This window comes from Rhizobium sp. SEMIA4064, from assembly GCF_003025035.1.
Taxonomy (GTDB): Bacteria; Pseudomonadota; Alphaproteobacteria; order Rhizobiales; family Rhizobiaceae; genus Rhizobium; species Rhizobium paranaense.
Map to the genome: position 1 here is coordinate 231,750 of NZ_PYJN01000018.1, position 17,866 is coordinate 249,615.

Below are 17,866 nucleotides of genomic sequence, written 5' to 3' on the forward strand. Positions count from 1 at the left end.
TATTGAATTGACCGATTTTCACTCGCTTGGTCTCTCCAAGCAGATCGTTGACACGCTGTCGCAGAACAACTTCGCGACGCCGACGCCCATCCAGGCACAGGCTATCCCGCTTGTTCTCCAGGGCCGCGATCTCATCGGCCTCGCCCAGACAGGCACCGGCAAAACGGCCGCTTTCGGCCTGCCGATCATCGAAATGCTGCTGAAGGATGCCAAGCGTCCCGACAACCGCACCGTCCGCACGCTGATCCTCGCCCCCACCCGCGAACTGGTGAACCAGATCGCCGACAATCTTAAGCTGTTCGTCCGCAAGACGCCGCTGAGGATCAATGTCGTGGTCGGCGGCGCCTCGATCAACAAGCAGCAGCTTCAGCTTGAGCGCGGCACCGACATCCTCGTCGCAACCCCCGGCCGCCTGCTCGACCTCATCAACCGCCGCGCCCTGTCGCTCGGCCATGTCAGCTATCTCGTCCTCGACGAAGCCGACCAGATGCTCGACCTCGGCTTCATCCATGATCTCCGCAAGATCGCCAAGCTCGTCCCGGCCAAGCGCCAGACCCTGCTGTTTTCGGCCACCATGCCGAAGGCGATTGCCGATCTCGCTTCCGACTATCTGACCAATCCGCTGAAGGTCGAAGTCTCGCCTCCCGGCAAAGCTGCCGACAAGGTGGAGCAATATGTCCACTTCGTTGCCGGTCAGAACCACAAGACCGAGATCCTCAAGGAAACGATTTCAGCCAATCCGGATGGCCGCGCCATCGTGTTCCTGCGTACCAAGCACGGCGCCGAGAAGCTCATGAAGCATCTCGACCATGTTGGCTTTGCTGTCGCTTCCATTCACGGCAACAAGAGCCAGGGCCAGCGCGAGCGTGCGCTCAAGGGTTTCCGTGACGGTGAAGTCCGCGTTCTCGTCGCAACCGACGTCGCCGCCCGCGGCATCGATATTCCCGGCGTTTCGCATGTCTACAATTACGACCTGCCGGAAGTGCCGGATGCTTACGTTCACCGCATCGGCCGTACCGCGCGCGCCGGTCGCGACGGCATCGCCATCGCCTTCTGCTCTCCCGATGAAATCCGTCTGCTGCGCGACATCGAGCGCCTGATGGGCATCGAAATCGCCGTTGCCAGCGGCGAAGCTCCTGCCGATCGCGCCCGTCCGGCCCGCGGCAACAACCGAGGTGGCGGTCGTGGCGGCCAAGGTCAAGGCCGTGGCGCAGGCCAGGGTCGCTCCGAAGGTCGTCCGGCTCGCCCGGCTCGTCGTCCCTTCTTCGACAAAGAAAATGGCGAAGCCCGAGGCCAGACCGGCGAGCGCCAGGAGCGTCGTCCGCGCGAAGATCGTCCGCAGCGCGAAAACCATCGCAATGCCGATTTCCGCGGCCAGCGCCGCGACGAGCGGACACCGCGACCGGAAGCAGACAACGATCTCGTTTCGACGTCCGACTTCCGCCCGGCCAAGAAGCCGCATCACAACGGCCCGGCAAACGCTAACGGCGCCGCCCACGAAGCTGGCGCCCATCGCGGCCCCCGCCACGCCCATGGCCGCCCCTCGGGTCGCCACAATGAGGAGCGCGGCCACGGTCACGCCCACGGCGAACACCGCGAAGGCGGCAACGGCGGCATGAAGCGCCGCGGGCCGCGCAACGGCAACGGCCAGCGCCGCGAACGCGCTTGATCGAATGAAGAAAGGGGGCGAACAGCCCCCTTTTTTGTGAGTATTCCATAAGCGTTGGATTTCTTCCGACCATCCAAACGCTCGCCCTTTTTGGAGTGCCACCCAAGCAAACGGCAGCGATTTCGAAATCGCGTGGTTCTGCTGAAAATCTCGTTTCCAATGGCCTAGAACATTTGGATGTCTGTTCCGCCTCAATCGGGTCCCGTGCGAGTAGGATATTCGGGCATTCGCAGAATTCCCAACGTTGTAAGGCGAGACGTTGCGTGCGGCAGGATCAACACGGCCGATGTCTGCAAGCGACTGGGGGCAGCTCCTGCTTCTCGGCGGTCTTTGGGGCGGCTCGTTTTTCTTCGCCCGTATCGCCGTAGCCGAAATCCCGCCGCTGGCGCTTGTCCTCTACCGCGTCTCGATCGCCGCGCTTGTTCTGCACCTGTGGCTGCGAATACGCGGCATTTCGTTCTCTCCCGCCTTGGCCAGACCTGCCTCATTCCTGTGCCTGGCCATGCTCAATAACGTCATCCCATTTTCCCTGATCTTTACCGGGCAAACGAAAATCGGCGCGGGTCTCGCCTCCGTGCTCTATGCGACGACGCCTCTCTGGACGATCCTGGTGGCAAATCTGCTGACGGCAGACGAGAAGCTCTCGACCACAAAACTCGCGGGCGTGGGGCTTGGGATCGCTGGAGCGGCCGTCATGATCGGCCCCGGCCTTCTCTCCGATTTCGGCAGCCCGACTTGGGCGAAACTCGCCGTCGTCGGGGCAGCGATTTCCTATGCGTTTGCTGTCGTCTACGCCAAGCGATTCAAGGATTTAAAACCATCCGTCGTTGCAGCCGGCCAGCTCACCGCCTCCACCGTTCTGATGGTGCCGATTGTCCTTCTCGTCTACAGACCCCAGGATATCGTCACCTCAAGCCTTTCCATCTGGATGGCCATCGGTGTTCTTGCAGTCTTCACAACCGCATTCGCTTACATTCTCTATTTCAACATCATCGCCTCGGCAGGAGCGACTAACGCCTCCCTCGTGACGCTGCTGGTGCCCGCCAGCGCGATCATGCTGGGCACAGCCTTTTTAGGCGAGCGGCTTGAGCCTTATGAATTCGCCGGATTGGCGTTGATCATTTCCAGCCTGATTGTCGTGGACGGCAGATTATTTCGCCGCTGACGGGCGGATAACCGCCTGCCCCTACTCCGGAACCACGTCCGCCGTGCGTCGATTGGTAAGATAGACGCCGATCACCACGATCAGCGTGCCGATGATGATCGGCGGTGTCAGCGGTTCGCCGAAGACGATGGCCGCTTCGATGGCGACCGCGGGCGGCATCAGGTAGATCAGCGACGCAGCGCGCGATACCTGACCACGGCGAATGAGGTAGAGCAGCAGGCCGACCGCACCCATCGACAGGCCGAAGACCGACCAAGCGAGGGCAAAAAATGCTTCGTGCGTGCCGTCGAAGTGCAGATTCTCGAATATCAGCGCCAAAGGCGCGGTGACGATGAGAGCACCGACATATTGCAGCGTCGCGATGGTTCGGAGATCGCCGGTCTGCAGATGACGCTTTTGATAAAGCGTGCCGTACGTCACCGAGACCATCGACAACAGATTGACGCCGAGCGGGATCGCCGATTGCCAGAGATTGGCGGTATCCGATGCCAAAAGCTTCGGCGAGATGGCAATCGCTATGCCGACGAAGCCGAGCAGCAAGCCAAGCCGCTGCGCCGGCTTCAGGCGCTCGCCGACCAGATAGGGCGCGGCCATCGCCGTCATCAGCGGCTGCAGCGCCGCGATGATGCCCGAAATGCCCGCTGGCACGCCGCTGGCGATCGCCCACCAAAGACCGCCGAGATAAAACCCATGCAGAAAGATGCCGGAATAAATGGCGCGGAAGACGCTGGACCAATCACGCGGCCATCTCGCGCCGGTGAAAGCGCAAAACAGGACGAAAGCGAGCGCGGACAGGCTGTACCGGATCAGGAGAAAGGTAAACGGACCCGAGTGCATCGTCGCATATTTCGCAACGATCCAGCCTGTAGACCAAAGAAAGACGAAGATCGCCGGCGCGAATGTGTCGAGGGACATGGGGCTCTGACTGAAATTGATGTGGCAGGCTCGGTCCGGGCCTGAATTGAAACCGGGACGTCGCGTGCACAGGGGCAACCGCTGATAACCGAAGACGGCCAAAGCGTCAAAATCGAACCGCTGAAACCAATCATCAATTTTTCTTCATGTCCGCTTCCCGACCGTTGGCCTGAGGACTCGGCACACCACCATGCGCCGACGACAAAATAAGCACACGCTCAGATTTTGATCGCGGCGCCGCGGTAGTAAACTTTCATTTACGGATACGTCGGCTCAAAAAGCCCGGAATTCCGCCATTTTCGGCGGTTTCGAAATTCGTGCGCGCAAATGCGCATACTTCTTGCATTGTCAAAATTGTTGTATTCAAATGGGAAAAAACACGGGGACCGCGCCTTTGGCATTTGATGAAATGATTACTGCGGACGAAAATCCGCGCGCACCTTACGAAAAATATTTCGAGTGGTACTCAGGCCAGGACAGAGGCCACCTCATTGCCAAATCCCGCGATGCGGAAAACATCTTCCGAAAGACGGGCATTACCTTCGCAGTCTACGGGCACGCGGACTCCGCCGAAAAGCTCATCCCCTTCGACATCATCCCCCGCATCATTTCCGGCCGAGAATGGCGCAAGCTCGCCCAAGGCATCGAACAGCGCGTCATCGCGCTCAACGCTTTTCTCGACGATATCTACCACAAACAGGAAATCATTCGTGCCGGTCGCGTCCCGCGCGAGCTGATCGAGAGGAACGACGCTTTCCTGCCGGAAATGATCGGCTTCCGCCCGCCGGGTGGCGTCTACACCCACATCGTCGGCACCGATATCGTGCGCACCGGCGAGGATCAGTTCTACGTGCTGGAAGACAATGCCCGCACGCCCTCCGGCGTCAGCTACATGCTGGAAAACCGGGAAACGATGATGCAGATGTTCCCGGAACTGTTTCATCAGAACAAGGTGCAGCGCGTCGAGGACTATCCGCTGTTGCTGCGCCAGAGCCTCGCCTCGCTCGCTCCCCGCGGCTGCAACGGCAAGCCGCGCGTCGCCGTTCTGACCCCCGGCATCTACAATTCCGCCTATTACGAGCATTCCTTCCTTGCCGACATGATGGGCGTGGAGCTGGTCGAAGGCTCGGATCTGCGTGTCATCGACGGCAAGGTGAAGATGCGCACCACGCGCGGCTATGAGGCGATCGACGTTCTCTATCGCCGCGTCGACGACGACTTCCTCGACCCCCTCACCTTCCGTGCGGATTCGGCCCTCGGCATCCCCGGCATCATGGATGTCTATCGCGCCGGCCACATCACCATCGCCAATGCGCCCGGCACCGGCATCTCCGACGACAAGGCGATCTATTCCTACATGCCCGAGATCGTCGAATTCTACACCGGCCGCAAGCCGATCCTCGAAAACGTGCCGACCTGGCGCTGTTCCGAGCCGGCCAGCCTGAAATACGTACTCGAGAACCTGGCCGACCTCGTCGTCAAGGAAGTGCATGGTTCGGGCGGCTACGGCATGCTCGTCGGCCCGACCGCCTCGAAGAAAGAGCGGACGGAATTTGCCGAGAAGCTGAAGGCCAAGCCGAACAATTATATCGCCCAGCCGACCCTTTCGCTGTCGACCGTGCCTATCCTGGTCAACAAAGGCATCGCTCCCCGCCATGTCGACCTGCGCCCCTATGTCCTCGTTTCCGACAAGGTGCAGATCATTCCAGGCGGCTTGACCCGCGTGGCACTGAAGGAAGGGTCGCTGGTGGTCAATTCCAGCCAGGGCGGCGGCACCAAAGATACCTGGGTTCTGGAGGACTGAGACGGACATGCTTGGAAGAACCGCGAATGGCCTCTACTGGATGTTCCGTTACATCGAGCGCGCCGAAAACATAGCCCGTCTGGTCGATGCCGGCCAACGCATGTCGCTGACCCGCAGCGGTGCGGTGGAAGACGATTGGGATGGTGTATTGCAGAGCGCCGGCGTGCGTGAAGCCTATAACGAAGTGCACAGCAAGCTGACTGGCGCGGACGCGATCGATTACCTGATACGCGACCGCTCCAATCCGTCGAGTGTGATGTCCTGCATCGATTATGGCCGCAACAATGCCCGCATGGTCCGCACGGCGCTGACCCGCGACACCTGGGAAGCCACCAACGAATGCTGGATCGAGCTGAAGACATTGCTCGCCAAGCGCCTGAAGACCGCCGAAGTGCCGGAGATGATCGAGGTCATCAAGCGCCGCGCCGGATTGATCCGTGGCGCATTTCACGGCTCGATGCTACGCAACGAACTTTACAACTTCGCCCGCATCGGCACCTTCATCGAACGCGCTGACAACACGGCGCGCATTCTCGACGTGAAATACTACGTGCTGCTGCCGTCGATCTCGCATGTCGGCTCGTCGCTCGACAATGCGCAATGGGAATCGATCCTGCGCTCGGTCTCCGCCCATCGCGCCTATAAATGGGCGTATGATCCGGAGTACAAGCCGGCCAACATTGCCGACTTCCTGATCCTCAATGGCCAGATGCCGCGCTCGCTCGCCTATTGCTACGAAAAGATCGTCAGCAATATCGGCTATCTCGGGACCGAATACGATCAGCGGCTCCCCGCGCACGACACCGCCGATGCCATCCGCAAGATGCTGCAGACGCTCACGGTCAAAAGCATCATGGATCAGGGATTGCATGAGTTCCTGGAGGATTTCGTTTCGCGCAACAATAAGCTCAGCGCGGAAATCTCCGACGGCTACCGGTTCTATCAGTAAGCGGATCACACTATGAGACTGACGATCAGCCATACCACCGAATACCGCTACGACGAACCGGCGCAGTTTTCATTGCAGCGCCTGAGGCTCACGCCGCTCACCGGTCCCGGCCAGACCGTCCTCGATTGGAAGCTGACGGTCGAGGGCGCCCATCCGGAAGTGGAATATGAGGACCAGTTCGCCAATCGCGTGACGCTTGTTTCGCTCGACGGCGCACAGGACGCAACCCGGATCGTTGCCACCGGCGTGATCGAAACGCAGGACCTGAATGGCGTGACCGGCCAGCATACCGGCTTCAGCCCGCTCTGGCTCTTCCTGCGGGAAACGTCGCGCACCAAGGCCGGCAAGCTGGTGAAGGAGCTGTTGCGCGGCCTTTCCGGCGACAACGAACTCGGCAAGATGCATGCGCTGATGGGCGCAATCCACCAGACGGTGGAATACAAGCCCGGCACCAGCGATACGGAAACCACCGCAGAACAGGCGCTGGAAAAGAAGAGCGGCGTTTGCCAGGACCATGCCCACATCTTCATTGCCGGCGCCCGCGCGCTGCGCATACCGGCCCGCTATGTCTCAGGCTATCTCCTGATGGAAAGCAAGGCCGAGCAGGCCGCGACGCATGCCTGGGCTGAAGCGCATATTCCGGGTCTTGGCTGGGTGGGTTTCGATCCGGCCAACGATGTCTGCCCCGATGCGCGCTACGTTCGCATCGCGACCGGCCTCTGCTATCGCGACGCTGCCCCGGTCTCCGGCATGCGCCTCGGCACACCGGGCGAAAGCCTTTCTGTCAAGGTGACGGTGGAGAACCAGGGACAAAGCCAGAGTCAGAGCCAAAGCTGAGTTCAGAGCAGTTCATCGCTTCACGGAATCGCTGAACTGCTCTATCTCTTTGTTTTCACGCAATTCCGGACGGAAAACCGCTGCGCACTTTTCCTGGAATTGCCTAGTGCGCCTCGCCATCGGGCAACAGGAATTCCAACCCGTTGCGCCGCCCGATCTCAACCACACGCGGCATATCCTGAGGGTGCCCACCCGGCGGTGGCAGGTCGCGCGTGCCCACCGGCATCGCCTCGCCTGCTTCGGTAAAGAAGCCATCGTGAACGCGGCCGGGCGAATTGATGATCAGCAGCCGGCCCGGCGTCGAACCGATATTGCGGAACGCATGAATGGCGCCTGTCGGTATCTTGACGAAACTACCGGCCTGCGCCTGGACGGTCTCACCATCGACCATGAATTCGAACAGGCCCTCGAGGATATAAAACGCCTGGTCATCATCGGGATGCCTGTTCGGCGGCGCCCCCGCCCCTGGCGCCGTCAAAGTCTCGATGAGGCAATAGGCCCCGCCTGTGTCGGCGCTGTGAGCATGAAAACAAAAAAGATTGCCAAAGAGATAGTAGGTATCGGCCTGCAAGGCTGACATAGCGATCCCCCGGATGCCAGATTAAGAATGCAATCCGGAAGGAACTATATCATGAACTGCTGATCAAAGCAGCGCGGCCGGAAACAGGCACCGACATACGCCGCACACTTAGAGCGGTTCAGCGTTTCACGGAATCGCTTTCCCGCTCTATCCCTTTGGTTTGACGCATTCCGGACGGAAAACTGCTTCGCACTTTTCCTGGAATTGCTCCAGCGAACGGCCGCAACATACGAAAAGGGCGGAACTTTCGTCCCGCCCCTTTCCAATTCCAGTCGCCAAACTTAGTGGCTGTCGCGATTGTTCGGGATTTCCGAGCCGCGTGGGCCGACGAGGAAGTCGAGGTCAGCGCCGGTATCGGCCTGCATGACCGACTTCACATAGAGGCCGCCGTAACCGCCGGTAAGCGGCTTGACCGGGGAAACCCAGGCGGCGCGGCGCTTTGCCAATTCCTCATCCGACACTTCGAGCTGGATGGTGCGGGCAGGAACGTCGACGGCGATGATGTCGCCGTTCTGAACCAGTGCCAGCGGTCCGCCATCGGCAGCTTCCGGAGCCGTATGCAGGATAACGGTGCCGTAGGCCGTACCGGACATGCGCGCATCGGAAATGCGGATCATGTCGGTGATGCCCTTCTTCAGCACCTTCGGCGGAAGACCCATGTTGCCGACTTCGGCCATGCCCGGATAACCCTTCGGGCCGCAGTATTTCAGCACCATGACGCAGTTCTCGTCGATGTCGAGATCCTCGCGGTTGATGCGGGCGTGATAGTCCTCGATGCTTTCGAAGACGACGGCGCGGCCTTTATGCTGCATCAGATGCGGAGAAGCGGCCGACGGCTTCAAGACAGCACCCTTCGGAGCGAGGTTACCGCGCAGAACCGCGATACCGCCCGACTGCGTCAGCGCCTTTTCGCGCGGCACGATGACGTCGTCATTGTAGTTGACGACATCCTTGACGCCGGCCCAGATCGTGTCGCCGGTCACCGTGATGGCGTCCTTATGCAGCAGGCCCATTTCGCCGACTGCCTTGATGACGACGGGCAGGCCGCCGGCATAGTAGAACTCTTCCATCAGGTGCTTGCCCGACGGCTGCAGGTTGACGATCGTCGGCACTTCGCGGCCAAGGCGGTCCCAATCGTCCAGCGACAGATCGACGCCGACGCGGCCGGCAAGCGCTAGCAGGTGCAGAACGGCATTGGTCGAGCCGCCGACGGCGCCATTGACGCGGATGGCGTTTTCGAACGCTTCCTTGGTCAGAATGTCGGACGGCTTCAGATCTTCCTTGACCATGTCGACGATACGGCGGCCGGAAAGCTGCGAGATGACGCGGCGGCGCGCATCGACAGCCGGGATAGCCGCATTGCCGGGCAGCGTCATGCCGAGTGCTTCGGCCATCGACGCCATGGTCGAGGCTGTACCCATGGTCATACAGCTACCGGCCGAGCGAGCCATGCCCTGCTCTGCATCCATGAATTCATCCAGCGACATCTCGCCGGATTTCACCATTTCCGAGAACTGCCAGATTGCCGTGCCGGAGCCGACATCCTTGCCGCGCCACTTGCCGTTCAGCATCGGGCCGCCGGAAACGAGGATGACCGGGATGTCGACCGAAGCCGCACCCATCAGCAGGCTCGGCGTGGTCTTGTCGCAGCCGCCGAGCAGCACGACGCCGTCAACCGGATTGCCGCGGATCGCTTCTTCAACGTCCATAGCCGCCAGGTTGCGGAACATCATCGCCGTCGGGCGCAGCGTGCTTTCGCCAACAGAGAAGACCGGGAATTCGACCGGGAAACCACCCGCTTCGTAGACGCCGCGCTTCACGCGCTCCGCAAGATCACGCAGGTGCGCGTTGCAGGGCGTCAGCTCCGACCAGGTATTACAGATGCCAATGATCGGCCGGCCGTCGAAGGTGTCGGCCGGAAGGCCCTGGTTCTTCATCCAGGAGCGATGCATGATCGCGTTCTTGCCGGTGCCGCCGAACCAGTCATAGGAACGCAGCTTGCGCGGCCATTCAGCTTTCTTTTTCATGTCTCAGTACCTTTTGCGTCGCCCAGGCCGCCTCGTTCGCGCCTGGGCTTTGAAATCGATGGTCAGGCCAGCGTGTACGCGGTCTTGACGGTGGTGAAGAACTCGGCGGCATATTTGCCCTGCTCGCGCGGACCGAAGGACGAACCCTTGCGGCCGCCGAAAGGCACATGGAAATCGACGCCGGCCGTCGGCAGGTTGACCATCACCATGCCGGCTTCGGCATTGCGCTTGAAATGCATCGCGTGCTTCAGGCTGGTCGTGGCAATGCCGGAAGACAGGCCGAATGGCGTGTCGTTGGCCGTTGCCAGCGCCTCTTCGTAATCCTTCACCCGGATGACCGAGGCGACCGGCCCGAAGATCTCTTCGCGGCTGATACGCATCTGGTTCGTCGCTTCGGTGAACAGCGTCGGCTGCAGGTAGAAGCCGGGCGTGTCGCGGCTGACGAGTCCGCCGCCGAAGGCGAGCTTGGCGCCCTCCTGTTTGCCGATCTCGATATAGTCGGTATCCGTCTTCAACTGCTTGGCGTCGACGACCGGACCGATATGGGTGCCGGACTTCAGCGCGTTGTCGACATTCAGCGTCTTCAGCTTCTCCGTCAGCGCCGCCACGAACCTGTCGTGGATGCCTTCGGTGACGATCAGGCGTGACGAGGCCGTGCAGCGCTGGCCGGTCGAGAAGAAGGCGGAATTGGCAGCGGCCTCGACGGCAACGGTCAGATCGGCATCGTCAAGCACGACCATCGGGTTCTTGCCGCCCATTTCGAGCTGGTACTTGCGGCCATGCTCGACGGAGGAAAGTGCGACGCGCTTGCCAGTGCCGACCGAGCCGGTGAAGGTGATGCCGGAAAGAACCGGGCTGTCGAGCATTGCCTGACCGACGACCGAGCCCTTGCCCATGACGAGGTTCAACACGCCCTTCGGCAGGCCGGCGCGATGGAGAATATCGACGATCGCCCAAGAACAGCCGGGTACGAGATCGGCCGGCTTGAAGACGACAGTATTGCCGTAGCAGAGCGCCGGCGCGATCTTCCAGGCGGGAATGGCGATCGGGAAGTTCCAGGGCGTAATCACGCCGATGACGCCGAGCGGCTCGCGCGTGATTTCGACCCCGATGTTCGGGCGCACCGAAGGAACGACTTCGCCCGCCAGCCGCAGGGCTTCGCCGGCGAAGAATTCGAAGATCTGCGCGGCACGGATCGTCTCGCCGATCGCCTCGGGCAGCGTCTTGCCTTCTTCGCGGGCAAGCAGCGCACCGAGTTCATCCTTGCGCGCCAGGATTTCCTCGCCCGCCTTCTTCAGGATCGTGTGGCGCTCGAGAATGCCGGAACGCGACCACGCCGGAAAGGCTGCCTTGGCCGCGGCAATGGCGTCGGCAACGTCCTGTACGCTGGCGCTGGCATAGAGGCCGACAACTTCGTTGGTATCGGACGGATTGATATTCTCGGCGCCGGTCGTACCGGTCCATTCGCCGGCGATCAGATTCTGATGAATGGTCATGGCTTCATGCCTTCCTGGGTCTTCTTGGAGACGACCGGCCACTTAAGGAGTAGCCGGCCTCGATACACTAGAGCTGGCGAATGGCCACTTTCTCTTCGGCGGCAATAGCAAGTCGATTGCGCAGCGGCAGGCCGAAGTCGGCCACTTCGATTTCGAAGACATCGCCGGCTTCCGGCTTGATGCCTTCCGCGAAGGAGAGCGTCGCTGTGCCGAACATATGGACGTGGATGTCGCCGGGAATGCGGAACAGGCCGTACTTGAAATGATGGTATTCGAGATTGGCGAAAGTATGCGACATGTTCGCCTCGCCCGAGAGGAAGGGCTTTTCGAAGATCACCTTGTCGCCGCGCTTGATGCGCGAAGTGCCCCGGATATCTTCCGGTGCGGCGCCGATACGGATTTCCGGGCCGAAGCTTGCCGGGCGCAGCTTGGAATGGGCGAGATAGAGATAGTTGATCCGCTCGGTGACGTGATCGGAAAATTCGTTCGAGAGCGCGAAACCGATGCGGAACGGCGAGCCATCCTTGGCGATGACGTAAATGCCCGCCATCTCCGGCTCTTCGCCGCCATCAAGCGCGAAAGACGGTGACACGAGCGCCGCGCCGGGTGCCGTCGCACCAAAGCCGTTGCCCTTGTAGAACCATTCCGGCTGCACGCCCTTCTCGCCGTCCTTCGGCTTGCCGCCTTCGAGGCCCATCTTGAACATCTTCATCGAGTCAGTCAGCGTCTCTTCAGCAGCCTCCGTCGTCTTCTTGTGCATGGAATCGCGGGTTGCAGCGGAGCCGAGATGGGTCAGACCGGTACCGGTCAGATGCATGTGTGCGGCATCGGGATGGGTGATCGGCGGCAGGAAACGACCTTCGGCATATGCTTTTTCCAGATCGATCTCTTCGCCAAGCCCATGTGCCTCAATGACCGCGACGAGAGATTTGTCGTTGTCGGCGGCTTCCATGGCCAAGGCGTAGACGCTGCCGGCATTCAGAACAGCCTTAGCGGGGGTGCCCGGCCCATTGCGCACGGCGACGACGATGCCACCGTTCGAACCCTTGATCTGGGAAATGAGCATGTTTTTCATCCTTTTCTAACGGACAGAGATCGGATGCAGTTTCCCGCTCCGGCTCTCAGCGAGAGCCGGACTCTGTCATGGATTTGGTTTTAAAAGCCCGGCTGATCGCGCTGCGATCAGCCCTTGTTCTTGTTGTAGACGTCGATGAACACGGCAGCGAGAAGGACCGCACCCTTGATCATCTTCTGCGAGTCCGTCTGATAGCCGAGGATGGACATGCCCTGGTTCAGCACGCCCATGATCAAGGCACCGATGACGGCCCCCGTCACCTTACCGACGCCGCCGGATGCCGAAGCGCCGCCGATGAAGCAGGCCGCGATCACGTCGAGTTCCAGACCGTCGCCGCCCTTGGCAGTTGCCGAGTTCAGGCGCGTGGCGATGATGATGCCGGCAATGCTGGCAAGGATGCCCATGTTGATGAAGGTATAGAACGTCAAGCGGCGGGTATCGATACCCGAAAGCTTCGTCGCCTTCTCATTGCCGCCCATGGCATAGATGCGGCGGCCGATCGTAGTGCGCTGTGTGGCGAAGCTGTAGAGAGCAATCAACAGCAGCATCAGAACCAGAACGTTCGGCAGCCCTCTGTATGAGGAAATCTGGTAGCCGATGAAGATGGTCGCAGCCGCAACCACCAGATTCTGGCCAAGAAAGAAGCTGAACGGCTCGACGTCAATGCCGTGCTGCTCGTTAACATTGCGGCGACGCCATGAGAGGAGGAACATAACGATCGGGATGGCGATGGTCAGGAAAATCGACGTCGAACGGATGGTACCCATATCGACAAAGTCCGGAATGAAACCAGTCGCGACGATCTGGAAAGCAGGCGGGAACGGACCGATGCTGCTGCCGTTGCCGGTCGTATTGATGATCGTATAGGTCAAGCCGCGGAAAACCAGCATGCCCGAAAGCGTAACGATGAACGACGGAATGCGGTGGTAGGCGATGAAATATCCATGCCAGGCACCGACCGCGGCACCCATCAGAAGACAAATGACGGTCGCAAGCGCCAGATTCATATGCATCTGCACAACCAGCACGCCGGCAACGGCACCGACGAAACCGACGACGGAACCGACGGACAGGTCGATATGACCGGCCACGATGACCAGCAGCATGCCCAACGCCATGATGACAATGAATGAATTCTGCAGCACGATGTTGGTCAGGTTCTGCGGCCTGAACAGAACGCCGTTCGTGAGATACTGAAACAGCAGCATGATGACGACGAGCGCGATCAACATGCCGTATTCGCGAATATTGTTGCGGATATGGTCGCCGATGGAAACGACGTGGCTGCTTTCCGTAGCTGGGCTGGCCGTAGTCATTGATGCTTCTCCCCTGAGCGCATGATAGCGCGCATGATACTCTCCTGGCTTGCCTCTGCCTTCGGCAGCTCGGCAACGATTCGACCCTCGTTCATGACATAGATACGGTCGCAGGTACCGAGAAGCTCCGGCATTTCCGATGAAATCATCAGAACGCCCTTTCCGTCGGCGGCAAGCTGGTTGATGATGGAATAAATTTCGTATTTGGCGCCGACGTCGATGCCGCGCGTCGGCTCGTCAAGGATCAGGACGTCCGGATCAGAGAACAGCCACTTCGACAGCACCACCTTCTGCTGGTTGCCGCCGGACAGGTTGCCCGTCTCCTGGAAGACGCCTGCCGAGCGAATTCGCAGCTTCGAGCGATAGTTCGTCGCCACCTGCAGTTCCCGAACGTCGTCAATGACGGTCGCCTTGGAGACGCCCATCAAATTGGCGAGCGTCGTATTGTGCAGGATGCTGTTCGACAGCACGAGACCGAGCTGCTTGCGATCCTCGGTCACATAGGCGAGACCGGCATCGATCGCCCTGCGCACCGTGCTGGTGTCCACCTGCTTGCCATCGACGAAGACCTCGCCGCTGACCTTGTGACCGTAGGACTTGCCGAACACGCTCATGGCAAATTCGGTGCGGCCGGCGCCCATCAGGCCGGCAATGCCGACAACTTCGCCCTTGCGCACATTGACGTTGATATTGTGCAGGACCTGACGATCGCGATGGTGCTGGTGGAAGGCGTTCCAGTTTTTGACTTCGAAGATCGTCTCGCCGATCGGCACCGAGCGCGGCGGATAACGGTCGGCCAGCTCGCGGCCCACCATGTTACGAATGATGATGTCTTCGCTGATCTCTTCTTCGTGACAGTCCAGCGCCTTCACCGTCATGCCGTCACGCAATACCGTGATCTGATCGGCCACCTTGCGCACTTCGTTGAGCTTGTGCGTGATGATGATCGAGGTGATGCCCTGATTGCGGAACTCAATGAGGAGATTCAGGAGCGCATCGGAATCGCTTTCATTGAGCGACGCCGTCGGCTCGTCGAGAATGAGCAGCTTGACGCTTTTCGACAAGGCCTTGGCGATCTCGACGAGCTGCTGCTTGCCGACCCCGATGTCGGTGACCAGCGTATTCGGAGATTCCTTGAGGCCCACCTTGGCAAGAAGCTGCTTGGTGCGGGTGAAGGTTTCCTGCCAATTGATCATGCCATTGGCGACGACCTCATTGCCCAGAAAAATGTTTTCCGCGATCGACAGCAGCGGCACGAGCGCCAGCTCCTGGTGGATGATGATGATGCCGATCTCTTCGGAGTCTCTGATGGTTTTGAACTGACGGACGGCGCCGTCATAGAAGATATCGCCATCATAGGTGCCGGCCGGGTAGACGCCCGAAAGCACCTTCATGAGGGTGGACTTGCCTGCCCCATTTTCCCCGACCAAGGCATGGATTTCGCCCTGCCGGACCTTCAGATTGACATTTTCCAAGGCGTTCACACCAGGAAACGACTTGGTGATGCTCCGCATTTCGAGGATGGTATTGTCCATTGTCCGTATCCAACGCCGCGATCAAACATAACAGACCGGGCGATCGTCTTAAATATCAAAGCCAGGGCCCGCATTTCAGCGAGCCCTGACCGGTATGTCGGAAGATTACTTCAGCTGATCAGCCTTGTAGTAACCGCCTTCTACGAGGATCTTCTCATAGTTGGTCTTGTCGACTGCGACCGGGGTCAGCAGGTAGGACGGAACAACCTTGACGCCGTTGTCGTAGGTCTTGGTGTCGTTGACTTCAGGCGTCTTGCCTTCCATCAGAGCGTTGACCATGTTGACGGTGACCTTTGCGAGGTCACGGGTGTCCTTGAAGATCGTGGAGTGCTGCTCGCCAGCAATGATGGACTTAACCGACGGAATTTCGGAGTCCTGACCGGTAACGATCGGCAGCTTCACGCCGCCGCTGCCATAACCAACGCCCTTGAGCGAGGAGAGGATGCCGATCGACAGGCCGTCATAAGGAGACAGAACGGCATCGACTTTAGCGTCGGTGTAGTAGGCCGACAGCAGGTTGTCCATACGAGCTTGGGCCGTTGCCGGGTCCCAACGCAGCGTACCGACCTTGTCCATGCCCATCTGGCCGGACTTCACGACCAGCTTGCCGCTGTCGATGTAGGGCTTCAGGACAGACATTGCGCCGTCATAGAAGAAGAAGGCGTTGTTGTCGTCCGGAGAACCGCCGAAGAGTTCGATGTTGAACGGACCCTTGCCATCCTTGAGGCCGAGAGCGTCGACGATCGAGCCAGCCTGGAGAACGCCAACCTTGAAGTTGTCGAAGGTCGCATAATAGTCGACATTGCCGCTGTTGCGGATCAGACGGTCATAAGCGATGACCTTGATGCCGGCATCGTGAGCCTTCTGCAGAACGTCGGACAGCGTGGTGCCGTCGATCGAGGCAACGACGAGAACCTTGTCGCCCTTCGTGACCATGTTCTCGATCTGCGAGAGCTGGTTCGGAATGTCGTCGTCGCCATACTGCAGGTCGGTGCCGTAGCCGGCTGCCTGAAGCTGCTTGACGATGTTGTTGCCGTCATCGATCCAGCGAGCCGAAGCCTTGGTCGGCATAGCGATACCGACGGTACCCTTATCTGCCGCGAAGGCAGGCGCAACCAGCGTAGCGACGCCGAGCGCTGCGCCGGCCATCAATGAGATAATGGATTTCATTACTCTCTCCCTTAGTTAATAATGCGGCGGACGAAAAAACGCCCGCCCGAGACTGCGGCAGGTTCCGTAGAAGGAATGGTTACTTCTAATTGTGAGAAACGAAGTAGGTCTCCTCCACGCTCTCACGTGCATGAGCTGCACCCAGCGCACGACCGGCAAACTCGTACGATTTCGTATAACTGTCAAATAGAATAACTGGCGCGACATATACCTAGTTTGGTATAATGTTAAAAAATAGTACTTTTTTGCCGACGAACAGGAAATTTGGCCGTGATGGAGAAAATATATAGCGATTATCCGAGCGAAAGCATCGAGATTCATTCCGACAGTTTTCGTGACGACACGCTGCTCAAGGCCGGTTTGAAACTCAATCACCTGCGTATGATCGTCACAATCGAGGATCATGGTCAGATTTCGGCCGCCGCTGAGTCGATGAACATCTCACAACCTGCAGCCTCTCGCATGCTGTCAGAAATGGAGTCGATCGTCAAAAGCCCCCTTTACGAACGTGTCGCACGTGGCGTCGTGCTGACACCCTTCGGCCTGGCACTGGCCAAGCGGGCACGCAAGATCCTGCTCGAACTGCGTGAAGTCAGCCGCGAGATCGGCGAACTCAGGACCGGCAAAGGCGGTTCGGTCTTTCTCGGCGCCGTCACCGCACCCGCGATCAGCCTCGTTGTGCCGGCGATCCAGCGCGTGACGCGCGCCTATCCCGGCATCGAGATCAATATCGAGGTCGAGACCAGCAACGTGCTCGCGCGTGAACTGCTCGCCGCCCGCCACGACTTCATCATCAGCCGCATTCCAGACGAGCTCGATCCCCGCTTGTTCAACGCCCACGAGATCGGGGTGGAGAAGGCCTGCCTGATCGTCCGCAATGGCCATCCGCTGCTGGAAAAAGGCGTTGCCAGCCTCGAGGACCTGCCGGGCTATGACTGGGTCTTCCAACCGCCCGGCACGCTGTTGCGGCGCAAGGTAGAAGACATCTTCATCAAGGCCGGCGTGCCCCTGCCGGAAAACATTATCAACACCTCTTCGCTGCTCCTGACGCTCGCCATCGTCTGCAAGACGGACGCCATCACCCCGATCGCGCTCGATATGGCGCAATTCATCTGTGGACAGACATCGCAAGCCGGCGAATCCTGCATCCTGCCCATCGATTTCGATATCGAAGTGAAGCCTTACAGCCTGATTACGGCCCGCGAGCGTGCCATGCCACCAAGCGCCCGGCTGCTGCACGACATGATTCTGCAGGAAAGCAGGAACCCCGATCCGGCCATCGGCTTGCAGCCATAAGCTCCGCGCCAACTTGCACGGCTATCCCGAAC

General features: G+C 59.8%; 14 protein-coding genes. 6 read left to right on the forward strand and 8 right to left on the reverse strand.

Annotated elements, in window-relative coordinates; translation table 11 throughout:
• Positions 1 to 7: 7 nt before the first annotated feature.
• Positions 8 to 1,669: a DEAD/DEAH box helicase gene (locus C9E91_RS13365; protein ID WP_107108764.1), complete on the forward strand. Its 1,662-nt coding sequence runs from the start codon at positions 8 to 10 to the stop codon at positions 1,667 to 1,669.
• 286 nt (positions 1,670 to 1,955) lie between these two features.
• The gene (locus C9E91_RS13370; protein ID WP_107108765.1) at positions 1,956 to 2,834 is read left to right on the forward strand and encodes a DMT family transporter; all 879 of its coding nucleotides are present in this window, start codon (positions 1,956 to 1,958) and stop codon (positions 2,832 to 2,834) included.
• Positions 2,835 to 2,855: 21 nt separating this feature from the next.
• On the opposite strand, the gene C9E91_RS13375 is transcribed toward C9E91_RS13370, so the two are convergent.
• Positions 2,856 to 3,749 carry a DMT family transporter gene (locus tag C9E91_RS13375; RefSeq protein WP_107108766.1) on the reverse strand — a complete coding sequence of 298 codons (894 nt, stop codon included), beginning with the start codon at positions 3,747 to 3,749 and terminating at the stop codon, positions 2,856 to 2,858.
• A gap of 394 nt (positions 3,750 to 4,143) precedes the next feature.
• On the opposite strand from C9E91_RS13375, the gene C9E91_RS13380 reads away from it, so the two are divergent.
• Genes C9E91_RS13380 through C9E91_RS13390 form a run of 3 tightly spaced genes read left to right on the forward strand, consistent with a single transcriptional unit; the run spans position 4,144 to position 7,339 of the window.
• On the forward strand, positions 4,144 to 5,553 hold the full coding sequence (locus C9E91_RS13380; protein WP_107108767.1) for a circularly permuted type 2 ATP-grasp protein: 1,410 nt from the start codon (positions 4,144 to 4,146) through the stop codon (positions 5,551 to 5,553).
• Between the two features lie 7 nt (positions 5,554 to 5,560).
• Positions 5,561 to 6,502, forward strand: a complete 942-nt coding sequence (locus tag C9E91_RS13385) for an alpha-E domain-containing protein (RefSeq protein ID WP_107108768.1) — start codon at positions 5,561 to 5,563, stop codon at positions 6,500 to 6,502.
• A gap of 12 nt (positions 6,503 to 6,514) precedes the next feature.
• The gene (locus C9E91_RS13390; protein ID WP_107108769.1) at positions 6,515 to 7,339 is read left to right on the forward strand and encodes a transglutaminase family protein; all 825 of its coding nucleotides are present in this window, start codon (positions 6,515 to 6,517) and stop codon (positions 7,337 to 7,339) included.
• Positions 7,340 to 7,442: 103 nt separating this feature from the next.
• Here C9E91_RS13390 and C9E91_RS13395 read toward each other — a convergent pair whose 3' ends face one another.
• The 7 genes from C9E91_RS13395 to chvE form a co-directional block, all read right to left on the reverse strand.
• Positions 7,443 to 7,919 (reverse strand): cupin domain-containing protein, encoded by a 477-nt coding sequence (locus C9E91_RS13395; RefSeq protein WP_107108770.1) that lies wholly within the window; start codon positions 7,917 to 7,919, stop codon positions 7,443 to 7,445.
• 281 nt (positions 7,920 to 8,200) lie between these two features.
• On the reverse strand, positions 8,201 to 9,946 hold the full coding sequence (gene araD, locus C9E91_RS13400; protein ID WP_107108771.1) for an L-arabinonate dehydratase: 1,746 nt from the start codon (positions 9,944 to 9,946) through the stop codon (positions 8,201 to 8,203).
• Between the two features lie 62 nt (positions 9,947 to 10,008).
• Positions 10,009 to 11,442, reverse strand: coding sequence for an aldehyde dehydrogenase family protein (locus C9E91_RS13405; protein ID WP_107108772.1), 1,434 nt, complete (start codon positions 11,440 to 11,442; stop codon positions 10,009 to 10,011).
• Positions 11,443 to 11,509: 67 nt separating this feature from the next.
• Positions 11,510 to 12,508 carry an AraD1 family protein gene (araD1, locus tag C9E91_RS13410; protein WP_107108858.1) on the reverse strand — a complete coding sequence of 333 codons (999 nt, stop codon included), beginning with the start codon at positions 12,506 to 12,508 and terminating at the stop codon, positions 11,510 to 11,512.
• 116 nt (positions 12,509 to 12,624) lie between these two features.
• Positions 12,625 to 13,833: a multiple monosaccharide ABC transporter permease gene (gene mmsB, locus C9E91_RS13415; protein ID WP_107108773.1), complete on the reverse strand. Its 1,209-nt coding sequence runs from the start codon at positions 13,831 to 13,833 to the stop codon at positions 12,625 to 12,627.
• Positions 13,830 to 15,368 (reverse strand): multiple monosaccharide ABC transporter ATP-binding protein, encoded by a 1,539-nt coding sequence (gene mmsA, locus C9E91_RS13420; RefSeq protein WP_107108774.1) that lies wholly within the window; start codon positions 15,366 to 15,368, stop codon positions 13,830 to 13,832. Before mmsA ends, mmsB begins: the two co-directional genes overlap by 4 nt.
• A 105-nt stretch (positions 15,369 to 15,473) precedes the next feature.
• Positions 15,474 to 16,538 carry a multiple monosaccharide ABC transporter substrate-binding protein gene (chvE, locus tag C9E91_RS13425; RefSeq protein WP_107108775.1) on the reverse strand — a complete coding sequence of 355 codons (1,065 nt, stop codon included), beginning with the start codon at positions 16,536 to 16,538 and terminating at the stop codon, positions 15,474 to 15,476.
• A gap of 273 nt (positions 16,539 to 16,811) precedes the next feature.
• Between chvE and C9E91_RS13430 the strand changes: the two genes are divergently transcribed.
• On the forward strand, positions 16,812 to 17,834 hold the full coding sequence (locus C9E91_RS13430) for a LysR family transcriptional regulator (protein ID WP_107108776.1): 1,023 nt from the start codon (positions 16,812 to 16,814) through the stop codon (positions 17,832 to 17,834).
• Positions 17,835 to 17,866: the final 32 nt, after the last annotated feature.